Here is a 17,204-nt window from a genome sequence, read left to right on the forward strand (position 1 = left end):
ACCGACGACCACCGAGAATAGCCGGGCCCGACCGGGACAACGCGCAGCGCCGGCACCGACACAACCAACGCCGTGCGGTGATCTTCCGGCCGCCCGGTCCGACCGGCTAGCGTCCGGGTCATGTTCGATCTTCTCGTGCTCGGCGGGCTGGGGGTGGACCTGCGGGTACGCGTGCCGCAGCTTCCGCTGCCGGCCGCCGACTCCCTCACCGTCCCTCCGATCGATCTGCGGGTCGGCAACACCGGCGCCGGGGTGGCGCTGGCCGCCCGCGCTCTCGGCCTGCGGGTGGCGGTCGTCGATGTGCTCGGCGCCGACCCGGCGGGCGAGGTGGTCCGGGCCGCGCTGGACCGGGCCGGGGTGCACACGGTGCTGGCCGTGGCCCCCGCCGGAACCCGCCAGTCGGTGAACCTGGTGGACCCAGCCGGCGGGCGGATGTCGCTCTACGACCCCCGCCCGTGGCAGGGGCCGCCGCCGTTCGCGCCGGAGCGGCTGACCGCGCTGGCCCGGGACGCGGCGCACGTGCATGTTTCGATCATGGACTGGGTGCCGCCCCTGCTGCCCGCGTTGCGCGCCGGGCTGCCGGCCGGGGTCGGCCTCTCCACCGACCTGCACGACTGGGACGGCGACAATCCGTACCACCTCCCGTTCGCCGACGTGGCCGACCTGGTCTTCGTCAGTGGCGTCCGGCTCGGGGAGCGGGCCGGGGCGGTCGCCGCCGCGCTGGCGCCCCGGACCACCGTGGTCACCCGGGGCGCGGACGGCGCGGAACTCTTCGTCGCCGACGGGCCGCCCGCCCGGGTGCCCGCCGCCGTGCCGCCGGGGCCGGTGGTCGACACCAACGGCGCCGGGGACGCGTTCGCGGCCGGCCTGGTCGCCGCCCGGCTGCGCGGCGCGGGGCTGGCCGAGGCGGCGGCGTACGCGGCCCGGGTCGCCGCGGCGGCCTGCACGCACGACGGCATGGAGTACCCGCCGGGACTACTGCCGCTCGGGTGAGCGGCCCGGCCCGGCCGAGGCGGGCGTGCCACCCTGCCGGCCGGATGGTGCCGGTGGTCAGACCGACCCGGTGGAGCCGTCGGTCAGCTCGCGCAGGATGTCGGCGTGGCCGGCGTGCCGGGCGGTCTCCTCCACCATGTGCGTCAGGATCCAGCGCAGGGAGACCTCGCCGAGCTGCGGGTGCGGCACCACATGGTCGACGTCGAAGTGCGCGGCGACCGCGCGGGACCGGGCGCAGGCCCGCTCGTAGCCGGCCAGGAGGGAATGCACCGTGTCGGCGTCGTCGAGGGTGAAGCTCGCCGCCGCCGCCTCCTCGGTGGTCTGGTAGACGTCGCCGGGCTCCGGGGCGAGCAGGCAGGGGAACCAGTTCCACTCGACCAGCGTCAGGTGCTTCACCAGGCCGGCGAGGGTGGTGAGGGAGGGCACCAGCCGGCGCCGGGCGTCGGCGTCGCTGAGGCCGCGTAGCTTGCGCGTCACGGTCGCGCGGTGGAAGTCGAGGAAAGATTCGAGCACGGCGCGCTCATCGCCGGTGCGGGCCAGCACCGGCCCGAGGGTGGGGTCGATCGCGATCTCCGCCATCTCCGGACCCTAACGGTCACCACCCGATCACACTGCCCCGCTCACCCGCACCTCGTAGCGGCAGATCTTGGAAGATTTCGGCCCCTGGAGGGGCCGTTTCCTACCAAGATCTCGCCCGTCCCCGCGAACGCGGCGCAGACCGAGTGCGCGGGCGGGTATCTCCTGCGGGGCGGCGGTCGCCCGGGCAGGATTGGGCGCATGGCAGCAACGGTAGAGATCCCGCTGGCGGGCGGCACCGCCGACGGGCAGGTGGTCACGGTCGAGCTGGACAGCAACGGCCGTCCGCCGTTGACCCACCACCACCTCGGCGAGCACGGGCTGGCCGAGGCCGAGATCTACGAGCTGGAGTCGGTGGCCGAGACCGGCCGGGGGTGGCTCTACCGGTGGCGGGGGTCTGCCGTCTGACCCCCGGGCACCCCGGTCGCGCGAAGCCGGCCGTCAGCCCGGCCCGGCAGCCGCGACGAGCGCAGGCTCTCCAGCACCGCGCCGGTCACCTGCGACGTGCCCCGGGCCTGGTCGCAGACCTCGGCCACCCGGCGGGCCGTCTCCGCGGCGCGGGCCTCCCGCTCGTCCCACAGCCGGTCCACCTCGGCCAGCAGCGGCCCCTCCACCTCCCGCTCCACGCCGCGCAGCGCCGGCACGCCGAGGCGCTGGGCCAGGTCGAAGACCTTCCCCGCGTACGGCAGAGGCAGGAACGGGGTGCCGACCATCGCGGCGAAGATCAGGAAATGCAGCCGCATGCCGACGGCGAGGTCGAAGTGCCGCATCAGCCCGAGCACCTGCCGGGGTGAGTAGTCGCCGTGCAGGATGCGCCCCCGCTCGGCGGCGGTCATATGCGACATCACGCCGTGCGAGTGCCGGATGTCGTCGCGTTCCATGGGCACGAAGAGCACGTACGCGTCGATCCGGTGGATCAGGAAGTCGGCGATCTGGGCGATCAGCCGGTGGTAGCCGTCGACGTCGAGCCGCTCGGCGGCCCGGCCCGGTTCCCGGACGCTGAGCCCGACCAGTCGCCGGCCGGCCGGCACCCCCTCCTCGCGCAGGAACCGGTCGGGGAACTCCTCGGGCTCCAGCAGGAACGCCGGGTCGGCGGTCACCGTGATCGGGTTGATCAGCCCGGCCTCCTCCAGCACCATCCGGGACTCCTGGTCCCGCACGGTCACCTCGGTGGCGCCGGCCAGGGTCTCCCGGACCATCCCGGTGTCCACCCCGTCGCTGAGCGGCCCCACCCCCACCGCGTACGTGAGCAGGGGCAGGCCCCGCTCCTGGGCGACCCGGACCACCCGCAGGTAGCGGCGGGCCTCCCGGTCGTAGAGGATGCCGCCGCCGCCGAGGATCAGCAGGTCCAGCTCGGCCAGCACCTGCGCCGAGTCGACCCGGCTGACCCCCTCCCAGGGCACCGCCTCCACGTCGGGGTGGGCCCGGGCGGTGTGCTCCGGGTTCCGGGAGAAGACGATGATCCGCGCGTGCGGCTCGTGCGAACGCAGGTCGGCCAGGAGGCCGGTCAGGATCGCCTCGTCGCCGAGGTTGCGGCCACCGTACGAGCCCAGCACGCCGATCGTCAGTGCGGTGCGGTCCCCCATCGCCTCGCTCCTCCCGGTATGCGTCCGGCCTCCCGGTCTGAGTCCGTGCGTCCGGCCTGCCGGTGCGCGTCCGGGCAAGGTTCCCGGTGTGTGCGTCCGGGCAGGGTTCCCGCTGGGTACGGGGGCACACCTGGGACGGTCGGCCCGTCCGGGCGGGCCGACCGGCTTGCGCACCGGGCCGACCGGCTTGCTCATCTACTGGGGGCGCAGCAAAGCGATCTCGAACGCGGCGTCCGGTAATGCCGTCAGCGTCTTCCGTCAGCGTCTTCCGTCAGCGTCTTCCGTCAGCGGGTGACCGACCGACGCCGTGGACGACGTCGCGGTAGCTGGCGAAGGCGGGCTTGGGCCGGTAGGTGTCGGTGACGATCCCCAACGTTCCGGTGGGTTGATCGGAACCGCTGTCCGCGTCGCGCAGGCTGAACAGCTCGTACTGGGTGATGTTCAGGGCTTCCCGGCGGGCGAGGACCACGTCGAGCATGTCGGACAGTGAGTCCCGCTGCCCCTGCTCGGTGCGCGGCGCCCCGCTGGGGCTGCCGTTCTCGACCACGTGGATCGGAATGCCGGGCGGGATGCTGGCGCGGGGTAGCGAGTGGTTTCGCAGGTGGTCGAGGGCGTGCGCGGTGAGGGATGCGACGTCCCCTGGTACGCCGCGCGGGGCGACGGGTGAGAAGGCGTCGGGGTACAGGCCCAGGCCGACGTAGTCGACGTGGGCCGCGAAGTCCCGCCGCGGCAGGGCGGACAGGTACGCCCAGAACGCGTCGTCGCCGCCCAGCCACTCCGCCGGCTCGGCGACGGAGAAGCCGACCCGCACCTCGTGCAGGCCCCGGCGGTCGAGCGCGGCGCGCGCGTGCGGTACGCCGAGGGTCAGGGCCTGGAGAACGCCGGGGGAGCTTCCGTCGATGAACGGGATCGGAAAGTTGGGTTCGAGCGTCACCTGAAGGCACCGCGTCAGGTGGCCGTAGCGGTCGATGACGGTGTCGAGGAAGGCCAGCCATCCGGGGATGTCGGCGGTCCGCGGGAGGTAGCTCACCACGAGGTCCAGCTCGCGGCCTCCCTCGACGTACCACTCGTCGGGCATCGTGAGGTGGGCGAGGTCGTGGTCCGCCCCGAGTGAGGCGACCACGTCCGGCGGTGTGCCGTCGCCGAAGAAGTGCACGTACTCGCGGACGACGAACGGCCGCCCGCCCGCGAGGTCGTCGACGAGGGCGCTGATCGCGGTGGGATCGGGCGGGTACGAGCAGACGGTGCCCGCCCGTCCGCCCGGGTAGATGCCGAACTTCATGCGTCGGTCCTCCCTGGCCCGCCGGGCTACTCGGTCGGCCAGTCGATGTCGCGCGACCGGATCCGCGTCGCCAGGATCCTGATCCAGCCCGCCTCGGCGGCGACGACGTTGCGCCAGTAGGCGACTTCGAGCATGTACGCCTCGGGCACCCCGGCGGGCTCTTGCCGCAGGGCCGTCAGCCTCTGGCCGAGGCGGGCAGCACGGTCGTCCAGGATCGACGCCGCGTCGTCGGCCGGGAGGATCCCCAGGTAGGCCACTGCCATGACGAAGTCCGGGGAGGCGACCTGGGCGTCGCTGAGCCCTTCCACGACCCTGCGGCTGAAGTCCGTCAGACCCGCCTCGGTCACCTCGTAGGCCGTGCGCGGCGGCCGGTTTCCCACCCGCTCGGGGACGCGGGCGGCGACCAGGCCGGCCCGCTCCAGCGCCTTCAACAGGGACGTGAGGGTGCTGCGGGTCACCGACAGGTGCCCGTACCGGTCGCGTAGGCGTGTCGTGAGGTCGTAGGCATGCGACGGCTGCTCGACGAGGAGCCCGAGCAGCGGCAGCACCAGGCTGTTCCGGGAGGCGTCCAGGGGCACCGGGACAACCTAATAGACGTATACGTCCAATTGCAACCTCGGATCCGGGCCGGGGACCTCGCCGCCGTACTCGACATCCAACGCCGGCCCCGGTCAGGCCGGCCCCGGTCAGGCCGGCCCCGGTCAGGCCGGCTCGCGGACCTGGGTGGTGAGGAACGGGATCACTGCGGCGGGCAGTGCCGGCGACGTGACGATGTCGTAGTGGGTGAGGCCCGGCAGCACGGCCAGGCGTGACGTGGGACGGTCGGTGCCGTCCCAGCCGGCGTCGCGGTGGCCGCCGCCGAGCAGCCCGAAGAACTCCGCCACGTGGCCGACCGGGATCGAGTCGGCGTCGGCGAAGACCAGCAGGGTGGGCTGGGCCAGGGCGGCCGCCTCGGCCGACCAGTCGTACTCGCGGCGGAGCAGATCGCCGGTCTTGGCCCAGAGCGCCGGCCAGTCCTGCGGGCGTGGGGCGACCCGGGCGTACAGCTCGTGCGGCGGGGTGCCCCGCATCCGCTCGCCCGTCCGCTCGTCCTGGGTGTCCATCGCGGCCAGCACCTCCGGGTACCAGCCCTGCCGGCGGCAGGGGGCGGAGACCACGACCAACCGGCGCACCAGGTCCGGGTGCTGGATCGCGACCCGCAGGGCAACGCCTCCGCCCAGCGAGTAGCCCAGCACGTCGGTCTCGCCGAGGCCGAGGTGGCGGATCAGCGCGGCGACGTCGTCGGCCATCGACTCGTACCGCAGCGGGCGGTCGACGTCGGCGGTGCGGCCGTGCCCCTGGAGGTCGACCCCGATCACCCGGCGGCGCCCGGCGAGGGCGGGCAGGATCGGGGCGAACATCTCCACCGCGCCGTACCCGCCGTGCAGCAGCACCAGCGGGCGACCGGTGCCGTGCACCTCGTACCACAGCCGCAGGCCGTTGACCTCCGCGTAGCTCACCAGGGCACCTCCGGCTCGTCCGGCCACTCGCCCCGATCCAACACCAGCCGTACGGGATCGCGGCGCGGATCGCCCCGGCCCACCCCACGACGGCGTCCAGTGGGCCGCCGCCCGCCCTGGATCCGGCGTCGGCCAGGACGACGGGGGCAGGCCACCGCGGGCGTCCGGGCGCGGGTCCGCCGACGCGGTCACGGAGGGCAGTGATGATGCCGGCCGGAATCCCCTGCTATCCCGGCCGGACGCACGGGTCGGTGATCGTGTAGGTCGGGCTCTGCGCCGTGCGACCGTCCACCGCGGTCACCCGTACCGACCAGGTCAACGCCGACGCGCGCAGCCCTCCGACGGTCACCCGCCCGGCGGATCCGTCCACCGTCATGGCCCGGGCCGACGTGCGGCCGCCGGGGGGTGTCCAGCGAACCTCGGCGCCGCCGAGCGCGGCACTGCCGGTGGCCTGCACCGCGAGGCTGTACGTCTCCGCGCCGCACCGTACCCGCGCGGTGGCGGAGACTGTGAAGGGAGCGGCGACCTGCGGTGCGGCGGTCGGCCGGGGCCCGGTCGGTGGTCTGCTCGGTGCCGGCGCGGCGCCACCCGGCGCGACATCGGGCACGGCGGGCGCATCGGTCCGGGCAGCCCCGTCGCCGTCCGCCGGCCCGGCAACGGACGTCGCACCGCCGGCTCCGGCCGACGCCGGCGGGTCGGCTTCCGTGGCCGTGACGGACGGCAGCGGCGCGGCGGGGGGAGCCACCGGCTCCCCGGCCGGTAGACCGAGCACTTCGGACACCGGGTGGCCAGAGCCGTCCCGCGCGGCGGTCTGGCGACCGGGGGCCAGTGCCCAGGCACCGAGCACGGCGATGAGGATCAGCAGAGCCGCGGTCGCGGCCAGCCGCCGACGGCGCCGGTCGCGGTCCGCCCGCGAGGTCGCCCGCACGGCGTGCGCCGCCTCGCGCGGCACTGCCGCCGCACCGCCCGGAGACGCCGCCGCACCGCCGGCCGCTCGCGGGGGCCCGTTGGCCGGTCCGTCCGCCGGCCCGGCATCGCCGGAACCCGGGGGTTCGTCGGCCGTTGGCGCCAGGTCGGCCACCGGGTCGGCCGGGGCCACACTTGCCGCGTCGGCCGCCGGGGTGGTCAGGACGTCGGTCGCGCAGACCTCGGCCAGTCTCGACCACACCGTGTCGGCGACGACCAGGAAGGCCGGTGCCGTGTACGCCGACAGCAGCGCGGCCGGGCTGAGCTGTTCCCGCCGGAGCAGCCCGCACACCACGCAGTTCTCGATGTGCCGCGAGACCCGCTTGCGCAGAGTCGGGGTGAGCCGGTCCTGCCAGCCGTCGATCAGGCCGGCGAGGGTGGGGCAGTCCCGGGCCCCGGTACGGGCCACCAGCAGCGCCCCCAGCGCCCGTTCGAGCTGGGTGCGGGCGCGCGACAGGCGGGCGTGCGCATGGTTGGCGGACACCCCGAGGGCCACGCCGATGTCGGCGGACGACAGGTCGTGGCGGATGGCCAGGTGGACCACCTCACGGTCGCCCGGGTTCAGCGCGGCGGCCGCGGCGTGTACCAGGTCGCGCACCTGCTCGGCGTGGACGCCCGTGGCCGGGTCGGCGGTGTCGGCCACCGGCTCGCCGGCCTCCTCCAGCGGCAGGGAGCGGGACCGCTCCCGTAGCTGCCGGAGGCACTCGTTGCGCACGATCGCGTACAGCCAGGAGCGCAGTCGGTCGGGGTCGCGCAGCTGGTCGATGCGCTGGCTGGCGGTGAGGAACGCGTCGTGGACGGCGTCCGCGGCGGCCTCCGGCTCGCGCAGCATGGCCCGGGCGTACGTGTACAGCCGGTCGGCGTACCGCCGGTACATGCCTTCCAGCCCTGCCCGCTCGCCGCGACGCACCGCCTCGACCAGCGCGGTGTCGTCCTGTGCCGCCGTGTCCATCCGTGTCCCCCGCTGCTCGTCAACGGTGCCAGTAAAGCCGCGAATATTTTTCTTCGGGACTTTCTGTTGGCATCCCGACCCGACCGCGCTCCTACCGGTGTCGAGCACCTCTAGAAAAGGAAGACATCATGCGAGAAGGATCGAACCGGAACCGTTGGTCGCGTCGGATGGCCGCCGTGGGCGGGGGCGCGCTGAGCGCGCTCGTCCTCGGCCAGGTGGCCCTCACCGGACCGGTCGCGGCGGTTCCCGGCCTGAGCCTCAAGACGACGACCGGCCCCAGCAACAGCGTCGCGAAGTCGCAGAACGCGACCTGTCCGGCCGGCACCAAGGTCATCGGCGGCGGCGGCGCGATCACCGGTTCCGGCCTCGGGCAGGTCGGCATGGACATCATGGTGCCGCTGATCGGCAGCGACACGTACTCGGTGACCGGCCGTGAGGACGAGAACGGCGTGGCCGGCAACTGGGCGGTCACGGCGAACGCGGTGTGCGCCCCGTTGCCCCCGGGCCTGGTGACCGTCTCCGGCAGTTCGGCGCCCAGCCTCGGCACGTCGAACTGGTTCGAGAAGTCCTGCCCGGCCGGCAAGCACGCCATCGGGGTCGGTGGCGCGGTCGTCGGGGCTTCGAACAGCGAGATCGTCCTCGAGGACCTGCGCATCAACCAGAACAGCGTCGTGGTGGCGGGTGCCGAGGACGGCACCGGCTTCGCCGGCACGTGGTGGTTGGACGCCACCGCGATCTGCGCCGACCCGCTGCCCGGCGAGCAGCGCGTGATCGACGACAGCACCTACAGCTCCACCGCCACCCAGTCGGTCACGGCCACCTGCCCCGCCGGCACGCGCGTGCACGGGGTGGGCGGCGAGATCCTCGGCGGCGAGGGACAGGTACGCCTGACCGAGATGCGGGCCACGTCCTCGACCGTTGTCACCGTCCGCGCCGCGGAGGACGAGAACGGCTTCAGCGACACCTGGAAGGTGCGCTCGTACGCCGTCTGCGCGAGCTGACCGGCAGGTATCCGTGGTCCCGCGCCGGATGTCCGGCGCGGGACCAGCAGGTCGCCGGCCGTTCGAGGATCGACGAACTGGGACGGGCCGCCGGTCATCCGGCGGCCCGTTCGCGTGCTGAAACAGCGCTCCCCGCCTACGAAGGACGCTTCGGTGTGAACTGCAACGTCCGCCGGTGTCCAACGGCTCTGGTCGGAGGCGGCGGGAGGCTTGCTTCGGTTCCGTTTCAGGCTTCTGCCTGCGTCCGTTCTTGCTCCCACGTCAGTTTTGCGCGGTCACCCTTCTTCACCTCACCAGCGACCAGGTGCTCGATCGAGCAATCCGGCGAACGGAGCGCCCATACGTCTGCGAGGTACTGGCGGTGGATCTATCGCCGATCGCCAGGTGGAATCCGAGGAAGCCGCTGGCCATGCTGCCGGACAAGATCAGCCTTTCAGCGTCATGGCCGCTGGCCTTCGGCCTGGCATGCCTGGCCGAGTCCATCAACGACCCGTCGTGGCCGCTGCGGCAGGAGCTGACGAGGCGGCTGACCCAAGAGGCATCTCACGCACCGGGCGAGTCGTCGAGAGACAGTCACGCGGTGGATGTATAGAACCGGCCCACGCCCTCATCCGGGAACGCCTGTCGTTCTGCGGCGGCCGTTGACCTCGTCCGGTACGGCGAGGCGACCTCGGCGTTGCTGGCGGCGCGGGCCGTGTTCCACGACGATATCGGCGAGTTGAGCGCCTTACGTGATCGTCTCTCCTTGTATCCGGATGATGTGTGGCGTTATGTGTTGGCCCCGCCACGTCGAACGCTGCGAGAATCGTGGGTGGGTGTGATCGTAGAGGTCCAGGATCCGGTGCATCTTGGTGGTGAAATCGGGGGCGGTGCTGGCCTTCCAGGTCTTCGTGTTTTGCCATGACACGCCACGCTCCCGCAGGATCCGCCGGACGGTCTCGACGCCGATCGTCGTGACGTGGCCGGCGTCGATGAGGTGGTCACACAGCCTCGTCAGCGACCAGCAGAAGAAGAGGGCGGCCGAGGAAGCGGGGGTCGCACCGGGCGGTGACACAGATCCAACCGCAGGTCTGCTCATCGGTCCGTCTCGGTGCCCTCTCCATTTTGGGTCCAGCGCGGTAGACCTCGCTCGTTGAACGCGTGGATCACGTCCCGCACGTAGTCCTCGCTGGGTCCGCAGCAGGTGGGCGATGTCCGGCGCCGGCTGGCCCTGAGAGTGGATTCAACACGACGATCGCCCGACGCAACTTGCCAGGGGCCGCCGTGGCCATCTCCGCTGCGCCGATCCAGCCCTCGCCCAGGTGGTGGGCGAGCGGAGGCTACCGATGCGAGCCTCTTGCGGATAGTGTCCTCGGTCACACTGTCCGCCTACCTGAAGGGTTCTGCTATGGCCTTTGGTAATCGATGGCTGTCGCGAGCAGTTGTCGCCGCGCTGCTCCTCCTTGCCGGGATGGCTGCCCCCGCCGGTCCCGCCTCGGCGGCGGAAACGGGTGCGAAGTTCGCGCTCGATCTGACCGGTACGACGATTCCGCTGGGGGTCGACAGGAAGAGGGTCCACCTGCGACTCACCAATCTGACCGACAAGATCCCGACCGAGGTGATCTTCTATGTCCGACCCTTGGAGTTGGACTTGGACAAAGCCTCACTCATGTGGCCGGAGGGCGGCGGATCCGGCGAGTGCGATGGCGACTTCTCAGGTTGGTACTGCCGCATCGAATCGAGCCTGCTTCCGGAGCTACTGCCGGCTCCCGGCGGCACGGTGGATCTTCCCATTGATATTCGCATCCGCAAGGATCAGGAGCCTTACGAAGGCAGGTTCCACGTCGAGGCCGGCATGGCCTGGGGTGAGGAGAAGATGCAACTGAGTGTCAGCAAATGGTTCACGCTCAAGTTGGTCGACGATCCCGAAGCTGACCTGTCGGTGGTGGTGCCGGACGTGAAGCAGTCGGCGCGGGTCGGCGCGGGCGGCAGGCTCGAACTCACCGGGACGTTGAACCCGGGCGAGATGGGCGCGGTGCGGTACCGGGTCGTCAACCAGGGCCGGAAGGCGGTTAGCGGCGTCAAGGTCACGCTGCACCTGCCCAAGGGCGTGACGTTTACCCGACCACCGGAGGAGTGCGCGGTCGGCAACGACAGGCGGTCGGCGGTTTGCACCTACGACACGCTCGCGCTCGTACCGGTAGGCCAGGACACCGACCCAAATGACAGCATTTATTCCGCTGTCGAGCTTCACAATCTGGTGACGGTGTCGGCCTCCACCAAGGCACCCGTCACATTGAAGGGCGGAGCTGTGCAGGTCGAGGGCTTGACCGAGCGAACGGATGCCCGCTCCGGCCCGGAGCGTACCGAACTGCCGGCCAACGCCGTCGCGGTACGTGCGGCCGATGTGGACGACAGCGACAACCAGGACGGGTTCGCCGTCGTGGTCGCCGCGAGCGGCAGTGGCGGTGACGGCGGGGGCGGCGGCGGGGGTGGTTTGCCGATCACCGGGTCGCAGGCCGGGCTGATCGCCGGCACCGGTCTCGCCATGGTGCTGGGTGGCGGCATCATGTTGCTCCTCGCCCGGCGCCGCCGGGCGGTCCCGGTGATCCCCGGGGACGAGACGCCCGCTGTCTGATTTGTCTTCCACCGCGCACGAGGGCAGTTCACGTAGAAGGGCGGGATGGCTTCCCATCCCGCCCTTCGCATTTCCAGCAAGCACGTGGCGTGTACGAGCACCACTGCATCTGAGGCACGTTGTTTCGAAGATCGGTGAACCAAGTAAGCGAGTCCTGTCCGACCGGTCAAGCTCTTTGGAGTTGCGATCCTCCGCCAGCGTTTCCGCAGGTGAATGTGGTTTGTGGGCGCGGCAAGTTCCGTGACCCTCTGTCCACCGAGGTCCGCCGGCATCCATCACCAGGAAAGATCGACACCCGCCGCCACTACCGACCCACCCTGAACGTCAGTCAACGAGACGAGAACTGAGACGACTCACAACAAGCTACGAGAGCGGCCAGGCAGGGTCATTGCGTTGTCGTGGGTGCGGTCCCTGGCTGGCCCGGGGACCGTGGCCCGGGGCGGAGCTGTGGGCGAGGCGGTCGATGCCGTGGGGCGGCGCCTTTGGAGCTGAGTCGTTTACGTCATCAACGCCGGTCGGGCCACCGCCGTCGCGTCACCCACCGCCCCGTCGGGTCGTCGCTCACGGTCGCCGAGCACGGCGAGCGCGGCTGATGTCGTATCCGACTCAGCTCCATAGGCACCGGGAGACATACCCGCCATGGAGCGGCGCCCCACGCCAAAAAATCCCCAGACCTCCTGATCGAAGCGCTCCCGCCCGAATTCGCAATCGCCCTGGGCCAGGCGTCGATGGGGCTGACGCCCAACGCGGCGAGCGTAGGCAAAGTGCAGTGCCGGACTAAATCGGTTGGTACCGCGTCGCCTCACCGCATTACCGTGCCGGTCGTGCCCATCCACGATGACGAGGTCCGAGCCACCGTCGGTCAGATGCGCCGCCTGGTGACGGCCCAGTGCCCGCAGTGGGCCGACCTTCCCGTTAAAAACTTGGCCGACGAGTTGGAGGGCACCGACCACGTACTGTTCCGGATCGGCAACGACCTCGTCGCCCGTATGCCCAAGATTGCCTCGGCGGTCGACCAAGCCGATTCTGATGCTCGATGGCTGCCCGTGCTGGCGCCTCACCTGCCGGTGCGGATCCCCGTTCCGCTGCACGTCGGCGAGCCGGGCGCGGGCTACCCGTGGCGGTGGACGGTGGTGCCGTGGGTCCCGGGCGTCGCACCGCCCCGGCTCGGCTGCGACGACGTACCCCTGGCCCGCGACGTGGCAGCCTTCGTCCACGCCCTGCACCGGGTGGATCCTGCCGGAGGTCCGGTCAAGCCACCGGGTTCCCGCGGGTCCGCCCTGCGCCACGTCGACGCGAACGTCCGCCGGGTGCTGCCCCGCCTGGCCGAGCATGACGACGGCTTCGACGTGGCCGCGGCCGAGGCCGCCTGGGACGTCTGCCTCGCCGCTCCCGACTGGGACCGGGACCCCGTATGGATCCACGGCGACCTGCAGCCGGGCAACCTGATCACCGACGCCGGCCGGCTGGCCGCGGTCGTCGACTTCGGGGCACTCGGTGTCGGCGACCCGGCACCGGACGTGGCACCGGCGCTGTGGACCTTCACCGGCGCGGCTCGGGACGCGTACCGGAAGGCAATCGAGTACGACGACGCCACCTGGCACCGCGCCTACGGCTGGGCCCTCGCACCGTCGCTGACGGGCATCGACTACTACCGGCACACCTTTCCCCGCATGGCGGAGCACGGCCGCCGGATGGTCCGCGCAGTGATCGCCGAACTGACGTGAGTGCCACTGCCAGCCGAGTGGCTCCGCGCTCAGCGGACCCGCCGGTCGCAGAGGCGGCACGCGACGAACCCTGATGTTGGGGCCGGCAAGCACAGCAGCTGGAACGCGACGAACTGAGACGAAGCGGGCCGCCGGTCATCCGGCGGCCCGTTTCACATGCTGGTCAGAGTGTGGGCGCGGCAGGTTTCGAACCTGCGACCCCTCGCTTGTAAGGCGAGTGCTCTCCCACTGAGCTACGCGCCCCGAACGCCCGTGCGGTGGGCCGGAGTCCGGCAAGCTTACCCTGCCGACCCCGGCCCGACGCGCCGGTGTGCCTGGGGTGGGATCAGGCAGCGACGGCCTCGGCGAGGGCCTTGCGCCAGCCCTGCTGGTCGCGCGCCTCGCCCGGCATGTTCATCTCGGCGAACCGGACCACGCCGGCCTTGTCGATGACGAAGGTGCCCCGGTTGGCGATGCCGGCGACGTCGTTGAAGACGCCGTACGCCTGGGCCACCGCGCCGTGCGGCCAGAAGTCGGCCAGCAGCGGGAACTGGTAGCCCTCCTTCTCGGCCCAGATCTTGTGGCTGTAGACCGAGTCCACGCTGACGGTGAGCACCTGCACGTCGTCGTTGACGTACTCGTTGAGGTTGTCCCGCACCTCGCAGAGCTCGCCCTGGCAGATGCCGGTGAAGGCGAGCGGGTAGAAGACCAGCAGCACGGTGCGCTTGCCACGGAAGTCCGACAGCCGGACCTCCTGGTTGTTCTGGTCCTTGAGCACGAAGTCCGGCGCGTCGGCGCCAACCTCAATCGGCATGCGAGCTCCTCAGGTCGAGTCAGGGTGGCACCAGCCTGCCACCACACCCGGCGGCCAGGGCTGCCGGGTGTGGTGGCGGAGGGCTGCTGCCCGGTCTTGCCCCGGACGGGGCCGCTACTGCTACTTCTTGGCCTTCGTGCCCCGGCGCAGCACCAGACGGGCGCCGCTCCAGTCCCGGCCGGCGTTGACCGTGGAGGTCTGCTGGAGGCCAGCGGTGGGCGCGGACTCCGCGACCTCGCTCGGCTCGACGTGGCCGTCCCGCCCGGCCTTGGGCGTCAGCAGCCACACGACGCCGTTGTCGGCCAGCGGGCCGAGGGCGTCGACGAGGAGTTCGAAAAGATCACCGTCACCGTCGCGGTACCACACCAGCACCGCGTCGACCACCTCGTCGGTGTCCTCGTCGACCAACTCTCCACAGCGGTCGGTCAGGGCGTCCCGGAGATCCTGGTCGACGTCTTCGTCGTACCCCATCTCCATGACGACCATCCCCGGCTCGATCCCGAACCGGTCCGCCAGGCTGCGTACCCCGTCGGCGGCCTGACCAGCGGTCGCGCTCACTGTCGCGTGCCTCCTCATCTCGTCTCTGCTCGCGGCATCGTTGCGATGCCGTCAGGCAGAGTCCACACACTCGTAGCTCCCCGCGCAAGTGGCGCACCGGGTGGATCGGAATTTACCGTGCCAGCAGCGTACGGGCACCCTGGGTGATGGCCTTCTCGGAGACCAGCACCTGGCGCGCCGCCGGGCCTAATGGTACAAACGAGTCTATTGCCGCCACCCGCAGCGCCGCTCCGACGTATCCCCCGTCCACCAGCGCCGCGAGCACCCCCTCCCCGACCCCGCCGGACCGGCGCGTCTCGTCCACGACCAGCACCCGGCCGGTCGCGGAGGCCTCCCGGACGATGTCCGCGACCGGCAGCGGCGCGATCCAGCGCAGGTCCACCACCCGGGTGCCGACCCCCTCGTCGGCGAGGGCGGCGGCGGCGCGCAACGACATCCGTACGCCGTTACCGAAGGTGATGATGGTGACGTCCTCGGCCGAGCCCACGCCGTACACCCGGGCCCGCCCGACCGGGGCGTGCCCGGCCGGCCACGCCTCCGGCTCCGGATAGTCGGCCAGCCACTCGCCGTCACTTTCGGCGTACAGGTCGCGGGTGTGGTAGAGCGCGATCGGCTCGACGAAGACGCAGACGCTGCCGTCCACCGCCGCGCTCGCCAGGCAGGCGCGCAGCATCGGCGCGGCGTCGTCCGGGCGGGCCGGCACGGCGATCACCAGGCCCGGCACGTCGCGGAGCACGGCGAGGGAGTTGTCGTTGTGGAAGTGCCCGTCGGAGCCCTCCTGGTACGCCAGCCCGGCCACCCGGACCACCATCGGGTTGCGGAACGCGCCCGAGGAGAAGAACCGCATGGTGGCCGCCTCGCCGCGGAGCTGGTCCTCGGCGTTGTGCAGGTACGCCAGATACTGGATCTCCGGCACCGGCAGCAGCCCGGCCAGCCCGGCGCCCAGCCCGAGCCCGAGGATCGAGGTCTCGTCGAGCAGGGTGTCGAAGACCCTGGCCGCGCCGAACCGGTCGCGCAGACCCTTGGTCACCTCGTACACCCCGCCCTTGGCGGCGACGTCCTCGCCGAAAACGACCATCCCGGGGTGGTCGAGCATGCCGTCGGCGAGGGCGGCGTTGATGCTCTGGGCCAGGGTGAGCGGGCCGGCCAGCTCGGGCAGCCGACCGCCGAACGCCTCGGCCCGGGCGACCGCGCCGGGCCCGGCGGCCCGGGTCGCCGCGTCGGCCACGGCGCGGGCCACCCGGGCCGGCCGCCGGGGAGCGATCTCGGCGACCACCTCGGCCGCGGAGGCGAGTTTCGGCTCGCCGAGCACCTCCTCGGCGATCCGGCGTACCTGCCAGCCGCGCTCGTCGTACCGGGTCAGCAGCTCCTCGGCGGTGGCCGTGCCGGCCTCGACCAGCAGCCGCGCGGTGGCCAGCAGCGGATCCCGCGCCAGGTCCGCGGCCAGCTCCCCGGGGCGGCGGTACGCGGCCTCAGCGTCGCCCCCCGCGTGTCCCATCAGCCGCACGGTGGACAGGTGCAGCACGGCCGGCCGCCGGTGCCGGCGCACCCAGCCGGCCGCCTCCACCGCCGCCTCGTACGTGTGCACCGGGTCGGTCCCGTCGGCGGCGAAGTAGCGGATGCCCGGCTTGGCCCGCAGCGTCGCCTCCACCCAGCCCCTGGGCGAGCGGACGCTGGCACCGAGGCCGTTGTCCTCGCAGACGAAGAGCACCGGGATACGCAGACCGGTGTGGTCGTACCAGCCCGCGGTGTTGAACGCGGCGGTGGCGCTGGCGTGGTTGACCGAGGCGTCGCCGAACGAGCAGACGACGATGGCGTCCGGCGGCCAGGGCGAGCGGGGCGGCTGCCCGACGTCGCCGGCCGGGGCCGCCCCGGCCGGCCGCCCGGCCGGGTCGCGCCGGCGCAGCCGCTCCAGGGCCAGGCCCACGCCGACCGCCCGGGGCAGGTGCGAGGCGATGGTGGAGGTGGTCGGGACGACGGCGAGGTCGGCCCGGCCGAAGACCTTGTGCCGGCCCCCGGCGATCGGCTCCCGGGCGGAGGCGACCATGCCACGCAGCACGTCGCGGGCCGCTCCGGCGTACGCGTCCTCCGGGTCGGTCTCCCCCGCCGGGCCGGCCCCCTCGGCGGCGTCGCCCCGCGCCACGGGGTCGGCCGACGGGCCGCTCGGGTGGACCGCGCCGGCCGAGCTGATCGGACCGGCCGGGACGGCCGAGCCGGCGTCGGTGTCGGTGGCGTCGGTGTCGGTGTCGGTGTCGGCGGCAGCGTCTGGGTCTGGGGCTGCGTCTGGGCGGCCGGGGTCGGCGTGGCCGTCCGGGCCGCCCTCGTCGGTGCTACTCCCGGCCGGGTCGGGGAAGGCGGGGTCGGGGAAGGCGGTCCGGCCGGCGGCCAGGGCGGCCCGGAGGCAGTAGAACGCGCCCGAGCGGTAGTGCAGCAGGGCGGGGTCGCCGGGCCGCAGGGCGGCGGCGACCGCCGCGTTGCCCTCGTGGCCGGCCGATCCCGTGGTGTGGAAGCCCTCGCCGAAGCTGCGCAGCCACCGCCCGGCGAGGTCGAGTTGCCGGCTGGTGACCTGGGCGTCGAAGAGGTCCAGCAGTTGCGCCCCGGTCAGCGCCGTGCCGTCGCGGACGGGCTCGGCCGGGTCACGCCGCCGGGGCGCG

At 72.4% G+C, this 17,204-nt stretch carries 16 protein-coding genes and 1 tRNA gene; 7 read left to right on the forward strand and 10 right to left on the reverse strand.

Going from position 1 to position 17,204, the window contains the following annotated elements; all coding sequences use genetic code 11:
- The first annotated feature begins 120 nt into the window (after positions 1-120).
- Positions 121-993: a carbohydrate kinase family protein gene (locus OG617_RS05840; protein WP_405099363.1), complete on the forward strand. Its 873-nt coding sequence runs from the start codon at positions 121-123 to the stop codon at positions 991-993.
- Between the two features lie 57 nt (positions 994-1,050).
- Here OG617_RS05840 and OG617_RS05845 read toward each other — a convergent pair whose 3' ends face one another.
- Entirely contained in the window at positions 1,051-1,572 is a 522-nt protein-coding gene (locus OG617_RS05845) for a DinB family protein (protein ID WP_405099365.1), read from the reverse strand.
- 198 nt (positions 1,573-1,770) lie between these two features.
- On the opposite strand from OG617_RS05845, the gene OG617_RS05850 reads away from it, so the two are divergent.
- A complete protein-coding gene (locus OG617_RS05850) occupies positions 1,771-1,977 on the forward strand; it encodes a hypothetical protein (protein WP_405099367.1) in 207 nt (68 codons plus the stop codon).
- On the opposite strand, the gene OG617_RS05855 is transcribed toward OG617_RS05850, so the two are convergent.
- From OG617_RS05855 to OG617_RS05875, 5 genes are all read right to left on the reverse strand, one after another.
- Positions 1,950-3,155, reverse strand: coding sequence for a polysaccharide pyruvyl transferase family protein (locus OG617_RS05855; protein WP_405099369.1), 1,206 nt, complete (start codon positions 3,153-3,155; stop codon positions 1,950-1,952). The genes OG617_RS05850 and OG617_RS05855 overlap by 28 nt on opposite strands.
- 271 nt (positions 3,156-3,426) lie before the next feature.
- On the reverse strand, positions 3,427-4,437 hold the full coding sequence (locus tag OG617_RS05860; RefSeq protein ID WP_405099371.1) for a hypothetical protein: 1,011 nt from the start codon (positions 4,435-4,437) through the stop codon (positions 3,427-3,429).
- Positions 4,438-4,463: 26 nt separating this feature from the next.
- The gene (locus OG617_RS05865) at positions 4,464-5,015 is read right to left on the reverse strand and encodes a PadR family transcriptional regulator (protein ID WP_405099373.1); all 552 of its coding nucleotides are present in this window, start codon (positions 5,013-5,015) and stop codon (positions 4,464-4,466) included.
- A 123-nt stretch (positions 5,016-5,138) separates the two neighbouring features.
- The gene (locus tag OG617_RS05870) at positions 5,139-5,936 is read right to left on the reverse strand and encodes an alpha/beta fold hydrolase (RefSeq protein WP_405099375.1); all 798 of its coding nucleotides are present in this window, start codon (positions 5,934-5,936) and stop codon (positions 5,139-5,141) included.
- A 226-nt stretch (positions 5,937-6,162) separates the two neighbouring features.
- Positions 6,163-7,854: a sigma-70 family RNA polymerase sigma factor gene (locus tag OG617_RS05875; RefSeq protein WP_405099377.1), complete on the reverse strand. Its 1,692-nt coding sequence runs from the start codon at positions 7,852-7,854 to the stop codon at positions 6,163-6,165.
- A 128-nt stretch (positions 7,855-7,982) separates the two neighbouring features.
- Between OG617_RS05875 and OG617_RS05880 the strand changes: the two genes are divergently transcribed.
- The 5 genes from OG617_RS05880 (at position 7,983) to OG617_RS05900 (ending at position 13,199) form a co-directional block, all read left to right on the forward strand.
- Positions 7,983-8,855, forward strand: a complete 873-nt coding sequence (locus OG617_RS05880) for a hypothetical protein (protein ID WP_405099379.1) — start codon at positions 7,983-7,985, stop codon at positions 8,853-8,855.
- A 175-nt stretch (positions 8,856-9,030) separates the two neighbouring features.
- Positions 9,031-9,447 carry a hypothetical protein gene (locus tag OG617_RS05885; protein ID WP_405099381.1) on the forward strand — a complete coding sequence of 139 codons (417 nt, stop codon included), beginning with the start codon at positions 9,031-9,033 and terminating at the stop codon, positions 9,445-9,447.
- Between the two features lie 102 nt (positions 9,448-9,549).
- Positions 9,550-9,759, forward strand: coding sequence for a DUF4037 domain-containing protein (locus OG617_RS05890; protein WP_405099383.1), 210 nt, complete (start codon positions 9,550-9,552; stop codon positions 9,757-9,759).
- Positions 9,760-10,242: 483 nt separating this feature from the next.
- Positions 10,243-11,472: a hypothetical protein gene (locus OG617_RS05895; protein WP_405099385.1), complete on the forward strand. Its 1,230-nt coding sequence runs from the start codon at positions 10,243-10,245 to the stop codon at positions 11,470-11,472.
- Positions 11,473-12,296: 824 nt separating this feature from the next.
- Positions 12,297-13,199 (forward strand): aminoglycoside phosphotransferase family protein, encoded by a 903-nt coding sequence (locus OG617_RS05900; protein WP_405099387.1) that lies wholly within the window; start codon positions 12,297-12,299, stop codon positions 13,197-13,199.
- A gap of 171 nt (positions 13,200-13,370) precedes the next feature.
- Here OG617_RS05900 and OG617_RS05905 read toward each other — a convergent pair.
- The 4 genes from OG617_RS05905 to OG617_RS05920 all read right to left on the reverse strand — a co-directional run bounded on the left by OG617_RS05905 (position 13,371) and on the right by OG617_RS05920 (position 17,155).
- Positions 13,371-13,442, reverse strand: a tRNA-Val gene (locus OG617_RS05905).
- A gap of 82 nt (positions 13,443-13,524) precedes the next feature.
- Complete coding sequence (locus OG617_RS05910; RefSeq protein WP_405099389.1) at positions 13,525-13,992, reverse strand: peroxiredoxin; 468 nt, start codon at positions 13,990-13,992, stop codon at positions 13,525-13,527.
- 120 nt (positions 13,993-14,112) lie between these two features.
- Entirely contained in the window at positions 14,113-14,550 is a 438-nt protein-coding gene (locus OG617_RS05915) for a DUF3052 domain-containing protein (protein WP_396681618.1), read from the reverse strand.
- A gap of 112 nt (positions 14,551-14,662) precedes the next feature.
- Complete coding sequence (locus OG617_RS05920) at positions 14,663-17,155, reverse strand: transketolase C-terminal domain-containing protein (RefSeq protein WP_405103495.1); 2,493 nt, start codon at positions 17,153-17,155, stop codon at positions 14,663-14,665.
- Positions 17,156-17,204 lie beyond the last annotated feature (49 nt).

The organism is Micromonospora sp. NBC_01412 (assembly GCF_045040215.1).
Taxonomy (GTDB): domain Bacteria; phylum Actinomycetota; class Actinomycetes; order Mycobacteriales; family Micromonosporaceae; genus Micromonospora; species Micromonospora rubida.